We start from the raw sequence: 19,357 nt of genomic DNA on the forward strand, positions 1-19,357 counted from the left end.
AACGGGACGGTGTCCACGGTCTCGGCGCGCCGGGGCAGCGGCTTCGCCGCGCGGCGCGGCGCGGGGGCTGGTCGGCTGGGCGGTGGGCGGAGCACGGCCGGGCCTCACGGTCCGGTGGGCGGGTAGTGGCCGTGGTCCGCCAGGTCCTTGTCGACGGCGCGCACGGCCTCGTCGAGGGCGGGCCGTACCGCCGCTCCCTTCATGATCTTCGCGAACGCCGCGGCGAAGGCGTCGGTGATCGCCGGGTAGGCGGGGGTCTGCGGCCGGGGGCGGGCGGTGCCGCTCCGCAGCTGGTCTATGAAGAGGCGCGCGGGCCCGCCCTCGGCGAACGCCTCGGTGCGTTCGATCGCGGTGCCGGTGGCGGGGATGCCGCCGTTGACGTCCGTCATCCGCAGGACTTCGTCGGGGCGCAGCAGGAAGGACAGGAAACGCCAGACCGCGTCGCCGTCGGCCGTGCCGGCGGGCACGCCCCACTGCCAGGAGCCCATCCCGGTGGCGCTGCCCGTGCCGAAGTCGGGCAGCGGCACGATCGCCACGTCGCCCGGGTGGGCCTCGGTGTAGCGCCCGTACCACCAGTGGCCGGTCCAGGACACGGGGCTTCGGCCCTTCTGGAAGGCCTCGGAGTCCTCGTTCGCGTCCACGTATCCCGCCTTCGCCCAGCCCTGCAGCGTCGTCAGCGCCTCGACCGTCCGCGGCCCGTTGAGCACTCCGTCGGCCGTGCGATAGGTGGAGCGTTCGATCAGGTCGCCGCCCGCCGACCAGACGGCCGGCGCGAAGCCGTACGTGCCCCATTCGGTGCCGGCCCACGGCAGCTGGAGGTCGAGGGGCCTGTCGTAGCCCAGGGTGCGCAGCTTCTTCAGGATGCCGGTGAACTCGTCGGCGGTCCAGGCGTCGGAGACTCCCTTCGGGACGCGCACGCCCGCCTTCTTCAGCACCGAAGGGCGTACGTACAGGCCGAGTCCGGAGTCGAACGTGCCGAGGCCCCACAGCCGGCCGCCGTAGGTGCCCTGTTCGACGACGGAGGGGAGCAGGTCGTCGCGCAGGGACTCCGGGACGCACGAGTCGATCGGCCGGAGGTGGCCGGCCCAGGCGTGGCTGAACAGCTTCGGCGCGTCGAAGTCGAGCAGGTCGGGCAGTTCGCCGTCGGCGGCGGCCGAGTGGACCAGGTCGTCGTAGTCGCCCTCCGGGACGTCGACGAGGCGGACCGTCACCTCGTCCTGGGCGGTGTTGAATGCCTGGACCTGGGCGCGCACGGCGTCCAGCTCACCGCGCGCCGAGGGCTCGTGGAACCACATCGTGATCTGTGCGGGGGCGTCGATCCGCCCGTCGCAGGTCGCGTCGGCGGCCCGCCGGGGGCGCTCGCCGTCGGCCCCGCCCGCTTCGCAGCCCGCGAGCAGCAGGGTCATGCAGAGCAGCAGCGCCGCCCGGGCGCGGGGCGTCCCGGGGCCGCCGAGCCGTCGGGGCAGCCGGGGGGCGCTTCGCCGGGGTCGGGCGGCGCGGGTCACGGGCCGCTCTTCGGGTAGCCGTCGTGGGCGGCGAGGTCCTGGTCGATGGCCTCGACCGCGTCGTCCAGCGTCTTCTCGACGGGCGCTCCGGAGAAGACGATGTCGGCGACCGCGTGCGAGAAGGCGGCGGTGACCGCCGGGTACGCCGGGGTCTGCGGTCTGGGCCGGGCGGTGCCGCCACGCAGCTGCTCGATGAACAGCCGCTCCGCGCCGTCCTCGTCGTAGAGCGGGGAGAGCTTCACGGCTCCCTCGGTCCCCGGGATCGCGCCGTTGGCCTCGCTCATCCTGGCCACCTGCTCGGGGCGCAGCAGGTACTCCAGGAAGCGCCACACCGCGTCGCCGTCGGCGTCCCCGGAGGGGATGCCCCACTGCCAGGAGCCCATGCCGGTGACGCTCCCCGTGCCGAAGTCGGGCAGCGGCACGATCGCCACGTCTCCGGGGTGCGCCTCGCTGAACTCCCCGTACTTCCAGTGGCCCATCCAGGAGATGGGGGTCCGGCCCTTCACGAAGGCGCTCTTGTCCTTCTTCCGGTCCCGGTCGACGTATCCCTCCTCCACCCAGCGCTGCATGGTGGTGAGCGCCTCGACGGACTCGGGGCTGTTGAGGAACCCGTCGGCCGTGCGGAACTCCTCGGGGTCGATCAGGTCACCGCCCGCGGACCACACGGCCGGCGCGAAGGCGTAGGTGTTCCACTCGTCGGCGGTCCGGGAGTCGATGAAGTTCAGGTCGAGCGGCGCCTCGTAGCCCGCCTCGCGCAGCGTGCGCAAGATCCCGGTCAGCTCGTCGGCGGTCCAGGCGTCGTCGACGCCCTTCGGGATGCGCACGCCCGCGTCCTTCAGCACCGACGGCCGTACGTACAGGCCGAGTCCGGAGTCGAACGTGCCGACGCCCCACAACCGGCCGTCGTACGTGCCCTGTTCCCGGAGGGAGGGCAGCAGGTCCTTCCTGGTCCTCTCGGGTACGCAGGAGTCGATCGGCCTGAGCGTGCCGGACCAGGCGTAGCTGTAGAGGTTCGGGCCGTCGAAGTCGAGCAGGTCGGGCAGATCGCCGCTGGCCGCCGCGGACAGCACCAGTTCGGTGTACGGGCGCTGCTCGGGCAGGGTGACCAGTTCGACCCGTACCTGTTCCTGGGCTCTGTTGAACTCCTTGACCTGGCGCCTGAGCGTGGTCTGCTCGCCGCTCTGGCCCGCGTGGAACCACATCGTGATGTGGGCGGTGCCGTCGATCCTGCCGTCGCAGGTCGTGTCGCCCGCGGCCTTGTTCTCCTCGTCCACCCGGCCGTCGCCGTCACCGGCACCGCAGCCGGCCAGGAGCAGCACGACGGCCGCCGCGCCCGAGATCAGGGCACGGCGGACAGGACGTTTTCCGAGGTCCCGGCGTTGCGTCTGCATCGCACACCCCCACTCGACCGGACGGCACGGCCCCCAGGGCGACGACATGCTACTCCTCGTGTCGCGTGCGATTCCCTGAGTGAGGGCGAACGCGTCGACCCGGCACAGGACTTCGGCACTTTCCCGCTGACGGGTGTCCGTCGGCGACGACACTTTACGGCTAGCCGGAATGTATGCCCCTGACCCCCTTGGGAGGCTGAGCCCATGTCCATGCGCTGTCTCATCGTCGATGACAGTGCCCGGTTCCTGGAGGCCGCCCGTACGCTGCTGGAACGCGACGGCGTCCACGTCGTCGGCGTGGCGTCCACGGGCGCGGAGGCGCTGGCGCGGGCCGTGGAACTGGCCCCGGATCTGGTGCTGCTGGACATCGACCTCGCCGGCGAGAGCGGACTGGAGCTCGCGCCGAAACTCGCGCGCTCGGCGGCCTCCGCCGTCGTCCTCATCTCCACGCACCCGCTGGACGACATCCAGGAGCTGGTCGCCGCCAGTCCGGTCCGGGGTTTCGTGCACAAGTCGGAGCTCTCGGGACAGGCGCTGCGGGACCTGTCGGGGCCCGATCACGGGCCGCCCGCACGGTGAGGATCCCGGCGACGGTGTCCGGCCATGTCACGCGGTGGGTGTTGTCGGGACTTGGTCGACACGCTTCAATGCGGAGGAACTCGGGGCGTGGAACGCGGTCGTACGGATGTGAAGACGGACGGCCGCCCAGGGTTCCCGCAGCCCCGAGCGTCCGCCGGGCGCCCGATCGGCACGCGCGGCCCCGAGCACGCGTCGCGCACTCGCACTCGTCTACGGAAAGGTCCCTGCATGCGGCACGCCACAGAGCACGCGGACGTCGCGGCGGTCACGGACGTCGCGGCGGTCACGGACGTCGCAGCCGTCGCGGACGTCGCCACGGCGGAGCTGGAGTCGGCCCTGCGGGGCGGCCCCTTCCATGTCGCCCTGCGCGCCGCGATCGCCGCCCGCGGCCTGCCGCTGCAGCGCGTGCAGCACCATCTGACGCGCCACGGGGTCAAGGTCGGTGTCACCAGCCTCAGTTACTGGCAGCAGGGTGCCCGGCGCCCGCAGCGCCCCGAGTCGCTGCGGGCGGTCCGGGCGCTGGAGGAGATCCTTCAGCTCCCGGACGAGTCGCTGATCCGGCTGCTCGCCAGGGACGACGAAGCGTCCGGCCCGGAGCGCCCCGCCGGCCGCTCGTACCGGTCCGTCGTGGAGGCCTCCGGCGTCCTCGAACGGCTCCTCGCCGAACTGGAGGTGCCGCTCCACGGCGGGGTGCACACCGTCGGCCACCACGAGCGGGTCCGGATCGGCGCCGGTCGGGAGCTGCTCGGCCGTGAGTCCCAGCAGATCGTGCGCGCCCACAAGGACGGTGTGGACCGCTATGTGGCCGTCCACCACGGCGACCCGGGCTGCGCACCGGAGCGGATGGCTGTCCGTGCCCTGGAGAACTGCCGCAGCGGGCGGGTGCGCTGGGACCGGGACACCGGTGTCCTGGTCGCCGAGCTTCTCTTCGACACCCGGCTGCGCAGCGGCGACACCCACCTGTTCCGCTACGGCTTCGACGACGGCACGGCCGGTGTCTGCACCGAGTACGTCCGCGACTTCCGCTCCACGGGCGGCCAGTACGCCCTGCAGGTCCGCTTCGACGAGCGTGCCCTGCCGTCGCGCTGCCACCGCTTCAGCCAGCACTCCGCCGCGGCCCCGCGCGGCGGCCGGCAGAACCTCGCCCTGAGCGGCCTCCACCGCTCGGTGCACCTCGTGGAACCCCGGGTGCGGACGGGGATCGTGGGGATCGGCTGGGACTGGGAGTGAATCGTGGGGATCGGCTGGCACTGGGAGTGAGCGGCCGGGTCTGAACCGGCGCGGGAGGGCCCGGCGGCGGGCGGGCGTCCAGCGCGAGGCGCACGCCTTTGCGATACTTTCCGGCCGACAGCCCCCAGAAAGGATCCGCCTCGTGATCGTCGTCGCCGGTGAAGCCCTGATCGACCTCGTCCCGCAAGGCGCGGGCACGCTCGTGGATCTGCGGCCGGCCCGGGGCGGCGGCCCCTACAACACGGCCGTGGCGCTCGGCCGTCTCGGCTCCCCCACCGCCTTCTGTTCCCGGGTGTCGTACGACGTCTACGGAGAGGCCCTGCTGACCGGCCTGCGCGAGGCCGGCGTGGACGTGGCCGCCGTGCAGCGGGGACCCGAGCCCACGACCCTCGCCCTGGCCTCGATCGGCGCGGACGGCTCGGCCCGGTACTCCTTCTACGTCGAGGGCAGTGCCGACCGCCTGTTCGAGACACCCGACCGGCTTCCCCAGGGGACCCGGGCCGTCTCCTTCGGCACCTGCTCGCTGGTCCTGGAGCCGGGCGCGAGCGCGTACGAGAAGCTGCTGCACTCGACCGCCGCCCAGGGCGTGTTCACCGCGCTCGACCCCAACGTCCGGCCGGGCCTGATCCCGGACGCGGACGCCTATCGGGCCCGTTTCCTGAGCTGGCTGCCCTCGGTGTCGCTGCTCAAGCTCTCCGAGGAGGACGCCCGGTGGTTGGGCGGCACCCCGCGTCTGTGGCTGGACTCCGGCCCCGCCGCCGTCGTCGTCACCCACGGAGGCGACGGGCTGACCGTCCACACCCGGGCCGGCGGGGAGCACTCCGTGCCGGGCGAGAAGGTCGACGTCGTCGACACCATCGGAGCCGGTGACACCGTCAACGCGGCCCTCCTGCACGGCCTGGCGGCCCGGGACGCCCTCTCCGCCCCGGCCCTCGCGGCTCTGGACACCGAGGACTGGACCTGCCTGCTGCGCTTCGCGGCCCGCGCGGCGGCGATCACCTGCTCCCGGGCAGGCGCGGAACCGCCGTACGCGGCGGAGATGGACGAGCTGCGCCCTCTCGCCTCCGAATCCCGGGAGGGCTGACTACAGACCGAGTGCCGCCGGGGCGGCGCGGGCGGCACGGGCGGCGCGGGCGGCGCGGGCGGCGCGGGCGGCGCGGGCGGCGCGGGCGGCGCGGGCGGCGCGGGCGGCGCGGGCGGCGCGGGCGGCGCGGGCGGCGCGGGCGGCGCGGGCGGCGCGGGCGGCGCGGGCGGCGCGGGCGGCGCGGGCGGCGCGGGCGGCGCGGGCGGCGCGGGCGGCGCGGGCGGCGCGGGCGGCGCGGGCGGCGCGGGCGGCGCGGGCGGCGCGGGCGGCGCGGGCGGCGCGGGCGGCGCGGGAACGGGTGGCGGCCCGTGGGGAGTTCCCACGGGCCGCCATTGTTTCTTCCGGCTGCGACTGCGCTCGCGCGCCGCTCGGACGCCTCAGGCCTTGGGCGCCCGCGTGGTCTTCTTCGCGGGCGCGGCCTTCTTCGCGGTCGCGGCGGCCTTCTTGGCAGCCGTCGTCTTGGCGGCCGTGGACTTGGCCGCCGACGTCTTCGCCGCCGTGGTGGTGCGGGCCGTCGTCGTCTTCCGGGCCGTCGAGGCGGCGGCGACGGACTTCTTCGCCGCGGCCTTGCGCGGGGCCTTCACCGGGGCCGCGTCACTGATCCGGTCGGCGCCGAGGATCTCCCGCAGGAACTTGCCCGTGTGGCTGGCCGGAACCCCGGCGACCTGCTCGGGCGTGCCCTCCGCGATGACGAGGCCACCGCCGGCGCCACCCTCGGGCCCCATGTCGACGACCCAGTCGGCGGTCTTGATGACGTCGAGGTTGTGCTCGATGACGATGACCGTGTTGCCCTTGTCGACCAAGCCGGACAGCACCTTGAGGAGCTTGCTGATGTCCTCGAAGTGCAGACCGGTGGTCGGCTCGTCCAGGACGTAGACCGTGCGGCCGGTGGAGCGCTTCTGCAGCTCGCTCGCGAGCTTCACACGCTGCGCCTCACCGCCGGACAGGGTGGTCGCGGCCTGGCCCAGCCGGACGTAGCCGAGGCCGACGTCCTTGAGGGTCCTGAGGTGGCGGGCGATCGCGGGGACGGCCTCGAAGAAGTCGGTCGCCTCCTCGATCGGCATGTTCAGCACATCGGCGATGGACTTGCCCTTGTAGTGGACCTCCAGGGTCTCCCGGTTGTACCGGGCGCCGTGGCAGACCTCGCACGGGACGTAGACGTCCGGGAGGAAGTTCATCTCGATCTTGATCGTGCCGTCGCCCGCGCAGTTCTCGCAACGGCCGCCCTTGACGTTGAAGGAGAAGCGCCCGGGCAGATAGCCGCGGACCTTCGCCTCGGTGGTCTCGGCGAACAGCTTGCGCACATGGTCGAAGACACCGGTGTACGTGGCCGGGTTGGAGCGGGGCGTCCGACCGATCGGCGACTGGTCGACGTGCACGACCTTGTCCACGAGGTCGTCGCCGTCCACGCGCGTGTGCCGTCCGGGAACGCTGCGGGCGCCGTTCAGCTCGCGGGCCAGGTGCGTGTACAGGATGTCGTTGACCAGCGTGGACTTGCCGGAGCCGGACACACCGGTGACGGCGGTGAAGACGCCCAGCGGGAAGGACACGTCGATGTCCTGGAGGTTGTTCTCGCGGGCGCCGTGGACCGTGAGCTGCCGGGTCGGGTCGAGCGGGCGGCGGATGTCGGGCAGCGGGATGGCCTTGCGGCCCGACAGGTACTGCCCGGTCTGCGACTCCGCGTTGTCGAGCAGCTCCTTCAGGGAGCCGCTGTGCACGACCTTGCCGCCGTGCTCACCGGCGCCGGGGCCGATGTCGACGATCCAGTCGGCCATCTTGATGGTGTCCTCGTCGTGCTCGACGACGATGAGCGTGTTGCCCATGTCGCGCAGCCGGACCAGGGTCTCGATGAGCCGGTGGTTGTCCCGCTGGTGCAGACCGATGGAGGGCTCGTCGAGGACGTAGAGCACGCCGACGAGGCCGGAGCCGATCTGCGTGGCCAGGCGGATGCGCTGCGCCTCGCCGCCGGAGAGCGTGCCGGCCGCGCGGTTCAGCGACAGGTAGTCCAGGCCGACGTCGACCAGGAACCGCAGCCGCTCGTTGACCTCCTTCAGCACCCGCTCGGCGATCTTCTTGTCACGGGCACTCAGCCGCAGCTCGCCCAGGAAGTCCGCGCAGTCGCTGATCGACATGGCGGAGACCTCGGCGATCGACTTCTCCATGATCGTGACCGCGAGGACGATCGGCTTCAGTCGCGTGCCCTCACAGGTGGGGCAGGGCACCTCGCGCATATAGCCCTCGAAGCGCTCGCGGCTGGCGTCGCTCTCGGCCTCGCTGTGCCGCCGCTTCACGAAGGGGACGGCGCCCTCGAAGGCCGTGGTGTACACCCGCTCGCGGCCGTACCGGTTGCGGTAGCGGACCTCGATCTGGGTCTTGTGGCCCTGCAGCAGGGCCTTCTTCGCGCGCTGCGGGAGCCCGGCGAAGGGGATGTCGGTCCGGAATCCCAGGGCGTCCGCGAGGGCTCCGATGAGGCGGCCGAAGTAGTCCTTGGTGTGGCCGTGCGACCAGGGGTGGATGGCGCCCTCGTCGAGCGACTTGTCCTCGTCCGGGACGATCAGCTCGGGGTCGACCTCCATGCGCGTACCGATGCCGGAGCAGTCGGGGCAGGCGCCGAAGGGCGAGTTGAAGGAGAAGGAGCGGGGCTCCAGCTCCTCGAAGGACAGGTCGTCGTACGGGCAGTACAGGTGCTCCGAGAACATGCGCTCGCGCTCGGGGTCGTCCTCGGGGAGGTCGACGAAGTCGAGCACGACCATGCCGCCGGAGAGGCCGAGGGCGGTCTCCACGGAGTCGGTGAGGCGGCGCTTGGCGGTGTCCTTCACCGTAAGGCGGTCGACGACCACCTCGATGGTGTGCTTCTCCTGCTTCTTCAGGGTGGGCGGGCTGGAGAGCTGGACGGTCTCGCCGTCCACCCGAGCACGGCTGTACCCCTTGGTCTGGAGGTCCGCGAAGAGGTCGACGAACTCGCCCTTGCGCTCGCGCACGAGCGGGGACAGCACCTGGAAGCGGCTGCCCTCGGGCAGCTCCAGCACCCGGTCGACGATGGCCTGCGGCGACTGGCGGGAGATCGGCCGGCTGCACTGGGGGCAGTGCGGCTTGCCGATGCGCGCGAAGAGCAGGCGCAGGTAGTCGTAGACCTCGGTGATGGTGCCGACCGTCGAGCGCGGGTTGCGCGAGGTCGACTTCTGGTCGATGGAGACCGCCGGGGACAGACCCTCGATGAAGTCGACGTCCGGCTTGTCCATCTGCCCGAGGAATTGCCGAGCGTAGGAGGAGAGCGACTCGACGTACCGGCGCTGCCCCTCGGCGAAGATCGTGTCGAAGGCCAGCGAGGACTTGCCCGACCCCGACAGGCCCGTGAAGACGATGAGCGAGTCGCGTGGCAGGTCGAGCGAGACGTTCTTCAGGTTGTGCTCGCGCGCGCCACGGACGATGAGACGGTCGGCCACGCCGGTCCGCACCTTTCTTGAGTGAAGTGACAGGGGCCCGGGAGCCCCCGTCCTCCACAGACTAGGGGGAGCCACTGACAGCGCCGGTCCTGTTTCCCCGTTCCCACAACAATCTCGGGCCTTCCAGCATGCCCGACGCCACGACCGACCATATAGCACGCGCATTCGATTTCCGGCCGTACTCCGCCACCTTCACCCGATGGTGTGGCCGGGGCTAGGGTCGACGGCATGATGGATCACGCGCGTGACCTGGCCTCTGTACGTGAAGCGACGGACCGGCTCCTCACCGCAGCCGCCCGCCTGGACAACGCCGCTGTGACCCAGCCGTCACGGCTGCCCGGCTGGACCCGTGGTCACGTCCTCGCCCACCTCGCCCGCAACGCGGACGCGCTGGTGAACGTCTTCGAAGGGCGCCCCATGTACGTCTCCGGCGACGCCCGGGACGCCGACATCGAGCGGGACGCGCGCCGGCCTCTGAAGACACAGCTCGCCGACGTGCGCGACAGCGCGGACCGCCTCCAGGACGCCGCTTCGGCCCTCAGTGACTGGTCGCGGACGGTGGAGCTGCGCAACGGGGTCACGGACGACGTGTCGCGGGTGCCGTTCCGGCGGTGGATCGAGGTGGAGCTCCACCACGTGGATCTGGGGATCGGGTACGAGTTGGAGGATCTTCCGGAGGAGTTCATGGAGCGGGAGATCGCCTTCCTCGTCGACCGGTTCGCCGGCCATCCCGACGTGCCCCTCACCGACGTGACGGACGGCACGCGCGCGTGGACCACCGGTAGCGCTCCCTCCGGTTCCGGGGTGACGGTGACCGGGACGGCGCCGGCTCTCCTCGGCTGGCTCGCCGGTCGCCGGGACGGCGCCGGCCTGCGCGTCGAAGGAGGCGCGCTCCCCTCGCTGCCCCCGCTATAGGCTGCTCTCATGACGTACAGCGGAGCGGTGAAGGTCGGCGGTCCTGCGGATGTGCACGAGCTGCCGGACCTGATGATCTCCAAGGTCGCGGTGGGCCCGATGGACAACAACGCCTATCTGCTGCGCTGCCGCGCCACCGACGAGCAACTGCTGATCGACGCCGCGAACGACGCCCGCACCCTGCTCACCCTGATCGGTGACGACGGCATCGCGTCCGTCGTCACCACGCACCAGCACGGCGACCACTGGCAGGCGCTCGCCGAGGTCGTGGCGGCCACCGGCGCCCGTACGTACGCCGGCCGGGACGACGCCGAGGGCATCCCGGTGCCGACCGACGTGCCCGTGGGCGACGGGGACACGATCCGGGTGGGGCGCGTGGAGCTCACCGCGCGCCACCTGGTGGGACACACGCCGGGCTCGATCGCCCTGGTCTACGACGACCCGCACGGGCATCCGCATGTGTTCACCGGGGACTGCCTCTTCCCGGGCGGCGTGGGCAACACCCGCAAGGATCCGGAGGCGTTCGCCAGCCTGATCCACGACGTCGAGACCAAGATCTTCGACGTGCTGCCCGACGAGACCTGGGTCTACCCGGGCCACGGCAACGACACGACGCTCGGCGCGGAGCGCCCGCACCTGCCGGAGTGGCGCGCACGGGGCTGGTGAACTCCCTGGTGCCGTAGGGCAGTTGGAGGGACGACCGGTCAGGGGCGTGAGCGCTCCCGCACGCGCCCCGTGTGAATCGAACGCACACGCCGGTGTCCCGCGCGCGCTCCCGGCGCACGCCGTGGCGTAGTCCACTGGAAGCAGGTCCGCACGGGATGACGGCTCCCGCGTGGATGGGCCGCCGGCCTCACCAACCCCGCCCTCGGCCGGCGGCCCCGCCCACTCGGTCGCACGTGTTCACGCAGCCGCAACACCCGTTCCCAGAATGCGGACAAACACCCGCGTGACCTCGACAGACAGCACATCGCGCTGCCAATCTCACGCCATGCGTCCTGTCCTGCGAACCGCGCGTTCCCCGCGCCGTGCCGTCCCCACCGCCATAGCCGCCCTGCTCGCCGTCGTCGCGGTGGGCTGCGCACCGCAGCCGGAGGAGGACGCCTCCGGCTCGGCCTCCACCTCGGCGTCCGGATCCTCCTGCGCCCAGGGCGACTTGAGCACGAAGACGTCCGGCAAGCTGACCGTCGCCACCGACGAACCGGCGTACGAACCCTGGTTCAAGGACGACGACCCGAAGAACGGCGAGGGCTTCGAGTCGGCGGTCGCCTACGCCGTGGCGAAGCAGCTCGGCTACGACAAGGCGGATGTCGTCTGGCAGAGCGTGCCCTTCAACAAGGCCTTCGCGCCGGGGGCGAAGACCTTCGACTTCGACATCAACCAGGTCTCGATCAGCGACGAGCGCAAGAAGGCCGTCGACTTCTCGTCGGGCTACTACGACGTGCGCCAGGCCGTCGTCGCGCTGAAGGGCTCCGCCGCCGCGAAGGCGACGGGCATCGCGGACCTCAGGAAGCTGCATCTGGGCGCCCAGGTCGGCACCACCAGCCTGAACTACATCCAGGACGTGGTGAAGCCGACCCGGGACGCCGCCGCGTACGCGAAGAACGACCAGGCCAAGTCCGCGCTGAAGAACGGCCAGATCGACGCGATCGTGGTCGATCTGCCGACCGCGTTCTACATCACCTCGGCCGAGGTGACGGACGCGAAGATCGTCGGTCAGTTCGAGAACCAGGGCGGCACGCCCGAGCAGTTCGGGCTCGTCCTCGACAAGGGCAGCGCCCTCACGTCCTGCGTGACGACCGCCGTGGACGCCCTGCGCGAGGACGGCACACTGGCGAAGATCGAGCAGGAGTGGCTCTCCGACGCCGTCGACGCCCCGGTCCTCAAGTGACGGTCGTGAAGCAGGAGCCCGGCCCGGAGTACGCGGGCGACCGCGGTGACCCGTCCGGCGCGGACGACGGCTACGTCCCCTCGCGCCGGCGGCTGGACCGGGAGCGCTACCGGCGCGACCGGGCCTTGCGCGCCACCGCCGTCGCCGCCCTGTCGACCCTCGTCACGGCCGTCGTCCTCTACCTGGTCGTCGTCAACGCGCCCGGCTGGCCACGGACCAAGGAGACGTTCTTCAGCGCGGAGTACGCGCGCGAGGCGCTCCCCAAGGTCCTCGAAGGGCTCTGGCTCAACGTACGGCTGCTGCTGGTCTGCGGCGTCGCCGTGCTCGTCCTCGGCATGCTCATCGCCGTCGCGCGGACCCTGCGCGGCCCGGTGTTCTTCCCGCTGCGGGCGCTGGCGGCCGCGTACACCGACTTCTTCCGGGGCCTGCCGCTGATCATCAACCTGATGATCGTGGTCCTGGGCGTCCCCGCACTCCGCCTCCAGGGAGTGACCGTCGACCCGGTCCTCCTCGGCGGCACCGCCCTGACGCTCACGTACTCGGCGTACGTCGCCGAGGTGTTCCGCGCCGGCATCGAGTCCGTGCACCCCTCGCAGCGCGCGGCGGCCCGCTCGCTGGGCCTGACCAACCGGCAGGCCCTGCGGCACGTCGTGCTCCCCCAGGCGGTACGCCGTCAGGTGCCGCCGCTGCTCAACGACCTCGTGTCGCTGCAGAAGGACACCGGCCTGGTCTCGATCGGCGGTGCGATCGACGCCGTGCGGGCGGCCGACATCATCGTGGGCCGCAGCCTCAACTACACGCCCTACATCGTCGCGGGACTGGTCTTCGTCGCCCTGACCATCCCGATGACCCGCTTCACCGACTGGGTCACGGCCCGGATGGACCGGCAGCGGGCGCAGGGAGGGACGACATGAGCGACAGCCGAGAGACCGTGGAGCCCGGGCGCGCCGCCGAGGGTGCCCCCGTGCTGCGGATGGAGTCCGTGCGCAAGACCTTCGGCGGCTCGGTCGTGCTGCGGGACGTCGATCTGGAGGTCGCCCCGCACACCGTGACCGCGCTGATCGGCGCCTCCGGGTCCGGCAAGTCGACGCTGCTGCGCTGCGCCAACCTCCTGGAGGACATCGACGACGGGGCGATCTGGCTGGACGGCGAGGAGATCACCGACCCGCGCGTCGACCAGGACGCGGTCCGACGCCGTATCGGCGTGGTCTTCCAGTCGTACAACCTGTTCCCGCACATGACGGTGCTGGACAACATCACCCTCGCCCCGCGCCGGGTGCACGGCGTTCCCCGCGCGGAGGCCGAGGAGCGGGCGCGGGAGCTGTTGGACCGGCTGGGGCTCAGCGGGAAGGCGAGCGCCTATCCCGACCGGCTCAGCGGCGGTCAGCAGCAGCGCGTGGCGATCGTGCGCGCCCTGGCCGTACGCCCCCGCCTGCTGCTCCTCGACGAGATCACCGCGGCCCTCGATCCGGAGCTGGTCGGCGAGGTCCTGAACGTCGTCCGTGATCTGAAGGCCGACGGCATGACCATGGTGCTGGCCACGCACGAGATGGGCTTCGCCCGCGACGTCGCCGACCAGGTCTGCTTCCTGGACGGAGGTGTCGTGCTCGAACGCGGCACCGCGGACCAGGTCTTCGGCGACCCGCAGCGGGAACGGACGCGTCAGTTCCTGCGCCGGATCGTCGACGCGGGCCGACTGTAGGGGGAGCTTGTAAGGGGCGCCTGCCTGGAGATCGGGCATTACCACGCAGGGCGCGCCCCTCGTGTCTACGGCGTCGGGCGCGAGGCTCAGGCGTCCGCCCGGCCCGCCCCGGCGAGCGCGGCGACCCGCTCCACGCCGAACACATAGCCCTGCACCCCGCACCCGGCGATCACCCCGTCGGCCCGCAGGGAGACGTACGAGTGGTGCCGGAAGGTCTCGCGCCGGTGGATGTTGGAGATGTGCACCTCCAGCACCGGCAGGCCGTCACAGGTGTTGAGGGCGTCCAGGATCGCCACGGAGGTGTGCGAGTAGGCGCCCGGGTTGATGACGATCCCGCTGTGGTGGAGCCGGGCCTCGTGGATCCAGTCGACCAGTTCGCCCTCGTGGTTGGACTGCCGGAAGTCCACCGTGCCGCCGTGCGCGGCCGCCGCCTTGGCGCACATCGCCTCGACGTCGGCGAGGGTCTCCGAGCCGTAGATCTCGGGCTGACGCTGCCCCAGGAGGTTCAGGTTGGGGCCGTTGAGAATCATGATCGGGGCGTGGGCCAGGGTGCGGGGCACGGTTCCTCCGGTCCGTTCGGGGTGGGCGGCCCGTCGGGACCGCCGCTCGCCCCGGTTTATCACGGTGAAACCGTGCGGCAGGAGGCCGTACCCTCCCCGCATGACCACGCCCTCGTACCCTCCCAAGCCCTCCCCCGGCGACCGGGTCGCCGTCGTCTCGCCCGGCGCCGGTCTGCCCGAGCTCTTTCCGCGCCCCTTCGAACTGGGCCTGGAGCGACTGCGCGAGGAGTACGGTCTCGTGCCGGTCGAGTATCCGACGACACGGAAGATGGGCACGACGCCGAAGGAGCGGGCGGACGACCTGCACGCGGCCTTCGCCGACCCGGACGTCAAGGCGGTGCTGACGTCGATCGGAGGCGACGACCAGATCACCGTGCTGCCCTTCCTGGACCGCGAGTTGCTGCGGGCCAACCCCAAGCCGTTCTTCGGGCTGAGCGACAACACCAATCTGCTGGCGTATCTGCACCACACCGGGATCGTCGGCTATCACGGCGGCACCGTGATGACCGCGCTGGGCAGGCCCGGCGCCATGGAGCCGTTGACCGCCGACTCCCTGCGCGCGGCCCTGTTCACCTCGGGGCCGTACGAACTGCGGCCCGCCGAGCGCTTCAACGACATCGACCGCGACTGGGCCGACCCGTCGACCTTCGACGCGGAGCCGGAGACCGTGCCGGGCTCCGGATGGACCTGGGTGAACGCCGACCGCGTGGTGGAGGGCCGCAGTTGGGGCGGTTGTCTGGAGATCCTCGGCTGGCTGCTGATGGCCGACCGCGAGGTGCCGCGTGATCTGTCCGTGTTCGACGGCGGGGTGCTCTTCCTGGAGACCTCGGAGGAACTGCCCAGCGGCGAGGAGGTCTTCCGCACCCTGCGCAACATGGGCGAACGCGGCCTGCTGCACCGTTTCTCCGCGCTGCTGATGGGCCGCCCCAAGACCTGGTCCTTCGACCGGCCCAACAGCCCGGAGGAGGAGGCCCGTTACGCTTCCGGGCAACGGGAGGCCGTCCTGCGCGCCATGCGGACGTACGCCCCCGACGCCACGATCGTCTTCGACGTGGACCTCGGACACACCGAACCACAGGTCGTCATCCCTTACGGGGGCGTAATCCGGGTGGACGGGCCCGCCCGGCGCATCACGGTGAGCTACTGAGACCCGTTGACGCCTCCTGAACCACCTTGGCCTCGCACGGGCCTCCGCACGCCCCCGTAACCGCCCGTCACCGTGGGTAGTTGACGCGGCATGCAACCTGTACGCACCGTGAAACCGCCCTCCATGCTGCGCCTGGCGTCCGCCTCGCTCGCCGGAACGGCCATCGAGTTCTACGACTTCTTCGTCTACGGGACGGCGGCGGCCCTCGTCCTGGGGCCGCTGTTCTTCCCGACGTTCTCACCCCTGGCCGGGACCCTCGCGGCCTTCGCGACCTTCGGGGTCGGGTTCGTGGCGCGACCGCTCGGCTCGGTGCTGTTCGGACACATCGGGGACCGGCACGGACGCCGGCCGGTCCTCGTCGCCTCGCTGCTGCTGACCGGGGGCGCCACCGTGGCCGTCGGCTGCGTCCCCACCTTCGACTCGATCGGTGTCACAGCCCCTTTCCTCCTGCTCGTGCTGCGCTTCCTGCAGGGGCTCGGGCTCGGCGGCGAGTGGGGCGGCGCGGTGCTGCTGACGGCGGAGCACGCTCCGGCCGACCGGCGCGGACTGTGGTCGAGCTTCCCCCAGGTCGGGCCGGCCGTGGGATTCCTGCTGGCCAACGGGGTGATGCTGGCGCTGTCGGCGAGCCTGACGGAGGCCCAGTTCGCCGCCTGGGGATGGCGGGTGCCGTTCTGGGCGGCCGGTGTGCTCGCCCTCGCGGGACTGTGGCTGCGGTCCTCGCTCACGGAGAGCCCGCGGTTCCTGGAGATCGCCGAGCCCGCGCGCGTGCCGCTCGCCGAGGTCGTGCGCGACCACTGGCGCCTGGTCCTGCTGACGGCGGGCGCGCTCGCGATCGGGTACGCGGTGTTCTACTCGGTGACGACCTGGTCCCTCGCGTACGGCACGGAACGCCTCGGGGTGAGCCGCACGGTCATGCTGACCTGCATCATGGGCGCCGTGGTGGTGAAGGGCGCCCTCACACCGGTGGCTGCGGTGCTCGGCGACCGGTACGGGCGGCGCCCGATGTGTCTGATCGGCTGCGGCGTCACCGTGCTGTGGATGTTCCCCATGGTCGCGCTCCTGGCGACCGGCGAACCCCTGCTGATCTTCTTCGGGTTCCTCGTGGCGATGCTCGGCTTCGTCACCATGTTCGCCGTCATCGCCGCGTACCTGCCGGAGCTGTACGAGCCCCGGGTGCGCTGCACGGGGGCGGCCGTCGGCTACAACCTCGGCGGGGTGCTCGGCGGAGCCCTGACCCCGATCGTGGCCACCGCCGTGGCCCAGGGCGGACGGGTGCCCTGGGGTGTGGGCGCCTATCTCACCGGGATCGCCCTGCTGAGCCTGGGCTGCTTCGCCCTGCTGCCGGAGACCCGGCCGGTGCCCCTGACGACGCAGGCGGAAGCGGAACCCGCGGCGGGATGAACCCGGGCCTACGGGTTCACCGCCAGCTCCAGATACGCCGCGAACAGCACCAGGTGCACCCCGCCCTGCAGCGGTGTCGCGCGCCCGGGGACCACGGTCAGCGAGGCCACCACGACGGTCAGGGCGAGAAGCACCATATGCGTGGCGCCGAGGCCGAGGACGAGCGGTCCGGAGAGCCAGATCGAGGCGAGGGCGACGGCCGGGATGGTGAGGCCGATGCTGGCCATGGCGGAGCCGAGGGCCAGGTTGAGGCTCGTCTGCACGCGGTCGCGGCGGGCCGCGCGCAGCGCGGCGATCGTCTCCGGCAGCAGCACCAGCAGCGCGATGATCACACCGACCACCGCGTGAGGCAGTCCCGCCCCCTCGACACCGGACTCGATGGTCGGCGAGACGCCCTTGGCGAGGCCGACCACGCCGACGAGCGCCAGGCCGAGCAGTCCGAGGCTGATCCCTGCGGTACGGGCCGACGGCGCCTCGGCGTGGTCGTCCTGGGTGATCACCTCGCCCAGCCTGGTGATCGGCAGGAAGTAGTCCCGGTGACGCACGGTCTGCGTCGCGACGAACAGCCCGTACAGCGCCAGTGAGGACAGGGCGGCGAAGGTGAGCTGGGGCGTGGAGAACTCGGGGCCCGGCTTGCTGGTGGTGAAGGTGGGGAGCACCAGGCTGAGCGTGGCCAGTGTCGCGACCGTGGCGAGGGCGGCGCCGGTGCCCTCCGGGTTGAAGACCGCGAGCCCGTGGCGCAGCGAGGCGACGAGCAGGCAGATGCCGACGATGCCGTTGCAGGTGATCATCACGGCGGCGAAGACGGTGTCGCGGGCGAGGGTCGAGCTCTTGTCCCCGCCGTCGGCCATGAGCGTGACGATCAGGGCGACCTCGATGATCGTGACGGCGACGGCGAGGACGAGGGAGCCGAAGGGTTCACCGACCCGGTGCGCGACGACCTCGGCGTGGTGCACGGCGGCCAGGACGGCTCCCGCGAGCACCAGGGTCACCAGAGCGACAGCCGCAGGGGGCAGATCACGCCCCCAGGTGAGAGCGAGCAGGACGACCGCGGCCACCGGGACGACAGCAGTCCATCGCGTCGTGAGCGACCGGAGCCGAGCGAGCATGCGGTGATCCTTTCAGACGTGCAGGGCCCCGCACTCCGGTGGACGCGTGGAACTGCGTCTCCGTCGTGCGGGGCCCCATCCGTGTGTGCTGTGCGGTGTCGGCCGGTCCGTCAGGCCTCGACGCTGTCCTTCTCCGCGCCTTCGGCCTTGTGCTGCTCGGCCTCGGCCTCGGCCTGCGCCTGCTTCTTGGACGCGATCAGGCTGGTGATCGTGGTGACGATCAGCACCGCGCAGATCACGCCGAGGGACACCGGGATGGAGATCTCAGGGACGTGTACCCCGGATTCGTGCAGTGCGTGCAGCACCAGCTTCACGCCGATGAAGCCGAGGATGACCGAGAGACCGTAGGACAGGTGGACCAGCTTCTTCAGCAGCCCGCCGATGAGGAAGTACAGCTGTCGCAGGCCCATGAGCGCGAACGCGTTGGCCGTGAACACGATGTACGGGTCCTGGGTCAGGCCGAAGATCGCGGGGATGGAGTCGAGGGCGAAGAGGACGTCGGTGGTGCCGATGGCGAGCATCACGACGAGCATCGGCGTCATGACGCGCTTGCCGTTCTCCTCGATCCACAGCTTGGTGCCGTGGTACCGGTCGGCGACACCGAAGCGCTTCTCGGCGGCCTTGAGGAGCTTGTTCTCCTCGTACTCCTCGTCCGCCTCGTCGGCCCTGGCCTCCTGGATCAGCTTCCAGGCGGTGTAGATCAGGAACGCGCCGAAGATGTAGAAGACCCAGGCGAAGCTGGCGAGGATGGCCGCGCCGGCGGCGATGAAGATCGCGCGGAGCACCAGGGCTATCAGCACACCGATCAGCAGCACCCGCTGCTGGTACTGCGACGGCACCGAGAACTTCGCCATGATCAGGACGAAGACGAAGAGGTTGTCGACGCTCAGCGACTTCTCGGTGATGAAGCCCGCGAAGAACTCTCCGGCCGGCTGACCGCCGCCGAAGACGAGGAGCCCGAGTCCGAAGAGGGCGGCCAGGACGATCCAGACGACCGTCCAGATCCCGGCTTCCTTGATGGACACGTCATGGGGCTTGCGGCCGATGAAGAAGTCGACCGCGATGAGGGCGGCAAGGCCCACCACTGTGAGGACCCAAAGGGTCACGGAAACATCCACTGCGCCTCCGGCAGTACGTAACGGCAAATTTCAGCGTCGTCGCTACCGGAGGTCTCTTCCACCCGGTCCTCCAGGGCGTTCCACAACGCCTGGTGCCGCCGGGCCGACGCCCCGGGATCTGGATCGATCCGTATTGACGGGTACGCCGCAGCATGTAGGGAGTACTCCCCTCCGCACGAAAAGAGTACCCAATCACCAAGAATAGGTAAAGGGCGAGGCAAAGAAAGGATCAAAACAGCAGGTCAGATGGCTTTACGAGGGCTTGGTGCGGGCTGCCTG

The 19,357-nt window shown here is 71.3% G+C and carries 17 protein-coding genes; 10 read left to right on the forward strand and 7 right to left on the reverse strand.

Going from position 1 to position 19,357, the window contains the following annotated elements; translation table 11 throughout:
* Positions 1-104: 104 nt before the first annotated feature.
* Positions 105-1,505: an ABC transporter substrate-binding protein gene (locus L3078_RS11445; RefSeq protein WP_420864052.1), complete on the reverse strand. Its 1,401-nt coding sequence runs from the start codon at positions 1,503-1,505 to the stop codon at positions 105-107.
* On the reverse strand, positions 1,502-2,896 hold the full coding sequence (locus L3078_RS11450; RefSeq protein WP_239753331.1) for an ABC transporter substrate-binding protein: 1,395 nt from the start codon (positions 2,894-2,896) through the stop codon (positions 1,502-1,504). The genes L3078_RS11445 and L3078_RS11450 overlap by 4 nt, the downstream gene beginning before the upstream one ends.
* Positions 2,897-3,100: 204 nt before the next feature.
* Here L3078_RS11450 and L3078_RS11455 point away from each other — a divergent pair, with 204 nt between their 5' ends.
* From L3078_RS11455 to L3078_RS11465, 3 genes are all read left to right on the forward strand, one after another.
* Positions 3,101-3,475 carry a LytR/AlgR family response regulator transcription factor gene (locus L3078_RS11455; RefSeq protein WP_239753332.1) on the forward strand — a complete coding sequence of 125 codons (375 nt, stop codon included), beginning with the start codon at positions 3,101-3,103 and terminating at the stop codon, positions 3,473-3,475.
* A gap of 228 nt (positions 3,476-3,703) precedes the next feature.
* Entirely contained in the window at positions 3,704-4,705 is a 1,002-nt protein-coding gene (locus L3078_RS11460; protein ID WP_239753333.1) for a hypothetical protein, read from the forward strand.
* A 142-nt stretch (positions 4,706-4,847) separates the two neighbouring features.
* Entirely contained in the window at positions 4,848-5,789 is a 942-nt protein-coding gene (locus tag L3078_RS11465) for a carbohydrate kinase family protein (RefSeq protein ID WP_239753334.1), read from the forward strand.
* Here L3078_RS11465 and L3078_RS11470 read toward each other — a convergent pair whose 3' ends face one another.
* Positions 5,790-6,122, reverse strand: coding sequence for a hypothetical protein (locus L3078_RS11470; RefSeq protein ID WP_239753335.1), 333 nt, complete (start codon positions 6,120-6,122; stop codon positions 5,790-5,792).
* A gap of 44 nt (positions 6,123-6,166) precedes the next feature.
* Positions 6,167-9,235: an excinuclease ABC subunit UvrA gene (gene uvrA / locus L3078_RS11475; protein ID WP_239753336.1), complete on the reverse strand. Its 3,069-nt coding sequence runs from the start codon at positions 9,233-9,235 to the stop codon at positions 6,167-6,169.
* 228 nt (positions 9,236-9,463) lie between these two features.
* On the opposite strand from uvrA, the gene L3078_RS11480 reads away from it, so the two are divergent.
* From L3078_RS11480 to L3078_RS11500, 5 genes are all read left to right on the forward strand, one after another.
* Positions 9,464-10,150, forward strand: a complete 687-nt coding sequence (locus L3078_RS11480) for a maleylpyruvate isomerase family mycothiol-dependent enzyme (RefSeq protein WP_239753337.1) — start codon at positions 9,464-9,466, stop codon at positions 10,148-10,150.
* Positions 10,151-10,159: 9 nt separating this feature from the next.
* On the forward strand, positions 10,160-10,816 hold the full coding sequence (locus L3078_RS11485) for an MBL fold metallo-hydrolase (RefSeq protein ID WP_239753338.1): 657 nt from the start codon (positions 10,160-10,162) through the stop codon (positions 10,814-10,816).
* A 325-nt stretch (positions 10,817-11,141) separates the two neighbouring features.
* The gene (locus tag L3078_RS11490) at positions 11,142-12,041 is read left to right on the forward strand and encodes an ABC transporter substrate-binding protein (protein ID WP_239753339.1); all 900 of its coding nucleotides are present in this window, start codon (positions 11,142-11,144) and stop codon (positions 12,039-12,041) included.
* Positions 12,038-12,955, forward strand: a complete 918-nt coding sequence (locus L3078_RS11495; RefSeq protein WP_239753340.1) for an amino acid ABC transporter permease — start codon at positions 12,038-12,040, stop codon at positions 12,953-12,955. Before L3078_RS11490 ends, L3078_RS11495 begins: the two co-directional genes overlap by 4 nt.
* A complete protein-coding gene (locus L3078_RS11500; RefSeq protein WP_239753341.1) occupies positions 12,952-13,743 on the forward strand; it encodes an amino acid ABC transporter ATP-binding protein in 792 nt (263 codons plus the stop codon). Before L3078_RS11495 ends, L3078_RS11500 begins: the two co-directional genes overlap by 4 nt.
* Before the next feature lie 86 nt (positions 13,744-13,829).
* On the opposite strand, the gene aroQ is transcribed toward L3078_RS11500, so the two are convergent.
* Positions 13,830-14,303, reverse strand: a complete 474-nt coding sequence (gene aroQ, locus L3078_RS11505) for a type II 3-dehydroquinate dehydratase (protein WP_239753342.1) — start codon at positions 14,301-14,303, stop codon at positions 13,830-13,832.
* Positions 14,304-14,403: 100 nt separating this feature from the next.
* On the opposite strand from aroQ, the gene L3078_RS11510 reads away from it, so the two are divergent.
* Positions 14,404-15,450 (forward strand): S66 family peptidase, encoded by a 1,047-nt coding sequence (locus L3078_RS11510; RefSeq protein ID WP_239753343.1) that lies wholly within the window; start codon positions 14,404-14,406, stop codon positions 15,448-15,450.
* Between the two features lie 123 nt (positions 15,451-15,573).
* Complete coding sequence (locus tag L3078_RS11515; protein ID WP_239760281.1) at positions 15,574-16,851, forward strand: MFS transporter; 1,278 nt, start codon at positions 15,574-15,576, stop codon at positions 16,849-16,851.
* 8 nt (positions 16,852-16,859) lie between these two features.
* Here the strand turns inward: L3078_RS11515 and L3078_RS11520 are convergent, their stop codons facing one another.
* Positions 16,860-17,960, reverse strand: a complete 1,101-nt coding sequence (locus tag L3078_RS11520; RefSeq protein ID WP_239753344.1) for a calcium:cation antiporter — start codon at positions 17,958-17,960, stop codon at positions 16,860-16,862.
* Between the two features lie 110 nt (positions 17,961-18,070).
* On the reverse strand, positions 18,071-19,078 hold the full coding sequence (locus L3078_RS11525; protein WP_239753345.1) for a TerC/Alx family metal homeostasis membrane protein: 1,008 nt from the start codon (positions 19,076-19,078) through the stop codon (positions 18,071-18,073).
* Positions 19,079-19,357 lie beyond the last annotated feature (279 nt).

The sequence above is a fragment of the Streptomyces deccanensis genome (assembly GCF_022385335.1).
Classification (GTDB): Bacteria; Actinomycetota; Actinomycetes; order Streptomycetales; family Streptomycetaceae; genus Streptomyces; species Streptomyces deccanensis.

Coding starts and splice junctions, on each gene's coding strand:
- L3078_RS11450 (WP_239753331.1), bottom strand. CDS start 2,896: ATGCAGACGCAACGCCGGGACCTCGGAAAACGTCCTGTCCGCCGTGCC.
- L3078_RS11455 (WP_239753332.1), top strand. CDS start 3,101: ATGTCCATGCGCTGTCTCATCGTCGATGACAGTGCCCGGTTCCTGGAG.
- L3078_RS11460 (WP_239753333.1), top strand. CDS start 3,704: ATGCGGCACGCCACAGAGCACGCGGACGTCGCGGCGGTCACGGACGTC.
- L3078_RS11470 (WP_239753335.1), bottom strand. CDS start 6,122: ATGGCGGCCCGTGGGAACTCCCCACGGGCCGCCACCCGTTCCCGCGCC.
- L3078_RS11480 (WP_239753337.1), top strand. CDS start 9,464: ATGATGGATCACGCGCGTGACCTGGCCTCTGTACGTGAAGCGACGGAC.
- L3078_RS11485 (WP_239753338.1), top strand. CDS start 10,160: ATGACGTACAGCGGAGCGGTGAAGGTCGGCGGTCCTGCGGATGTGCAC.
- L3078_RS11490 (WP_239753339.1), top strand. CDS start 11,142: ATGCGTCCTGTCCTGCGAACCGCGCGTTCCCCGCGCCGTGCCGTCCCC.
- L3078_RS11500 (WP_239753341.1), top strand. CDS start 12,952: ATGAGCGACAGCCGAGAGACCGTGGAGCCCGGGCGCGCCGCCGAGGGT.
- L3078_RS11510 (WP_239753343.1), top strand. CDS start 14,404: ATGACCACGCCCTCGTACCCTCCCAAGCCCTCCCCCGGCGACCGGGTC.
- L3078_RS11515 (WP_239760281.1), top strand. CDS start 15,574: ATGCTGCGCCTGGCGTCCGCCTCGCTCGCCGGAACGGCCATCGAGTTC.
- L3078_RS11520 (WP_239753344.1), bottom strand. CDS start 17,960: ATGCTCGCTCGGCTCCGGTCGCTCACGACGCGATGGACTGCTGTCGTC.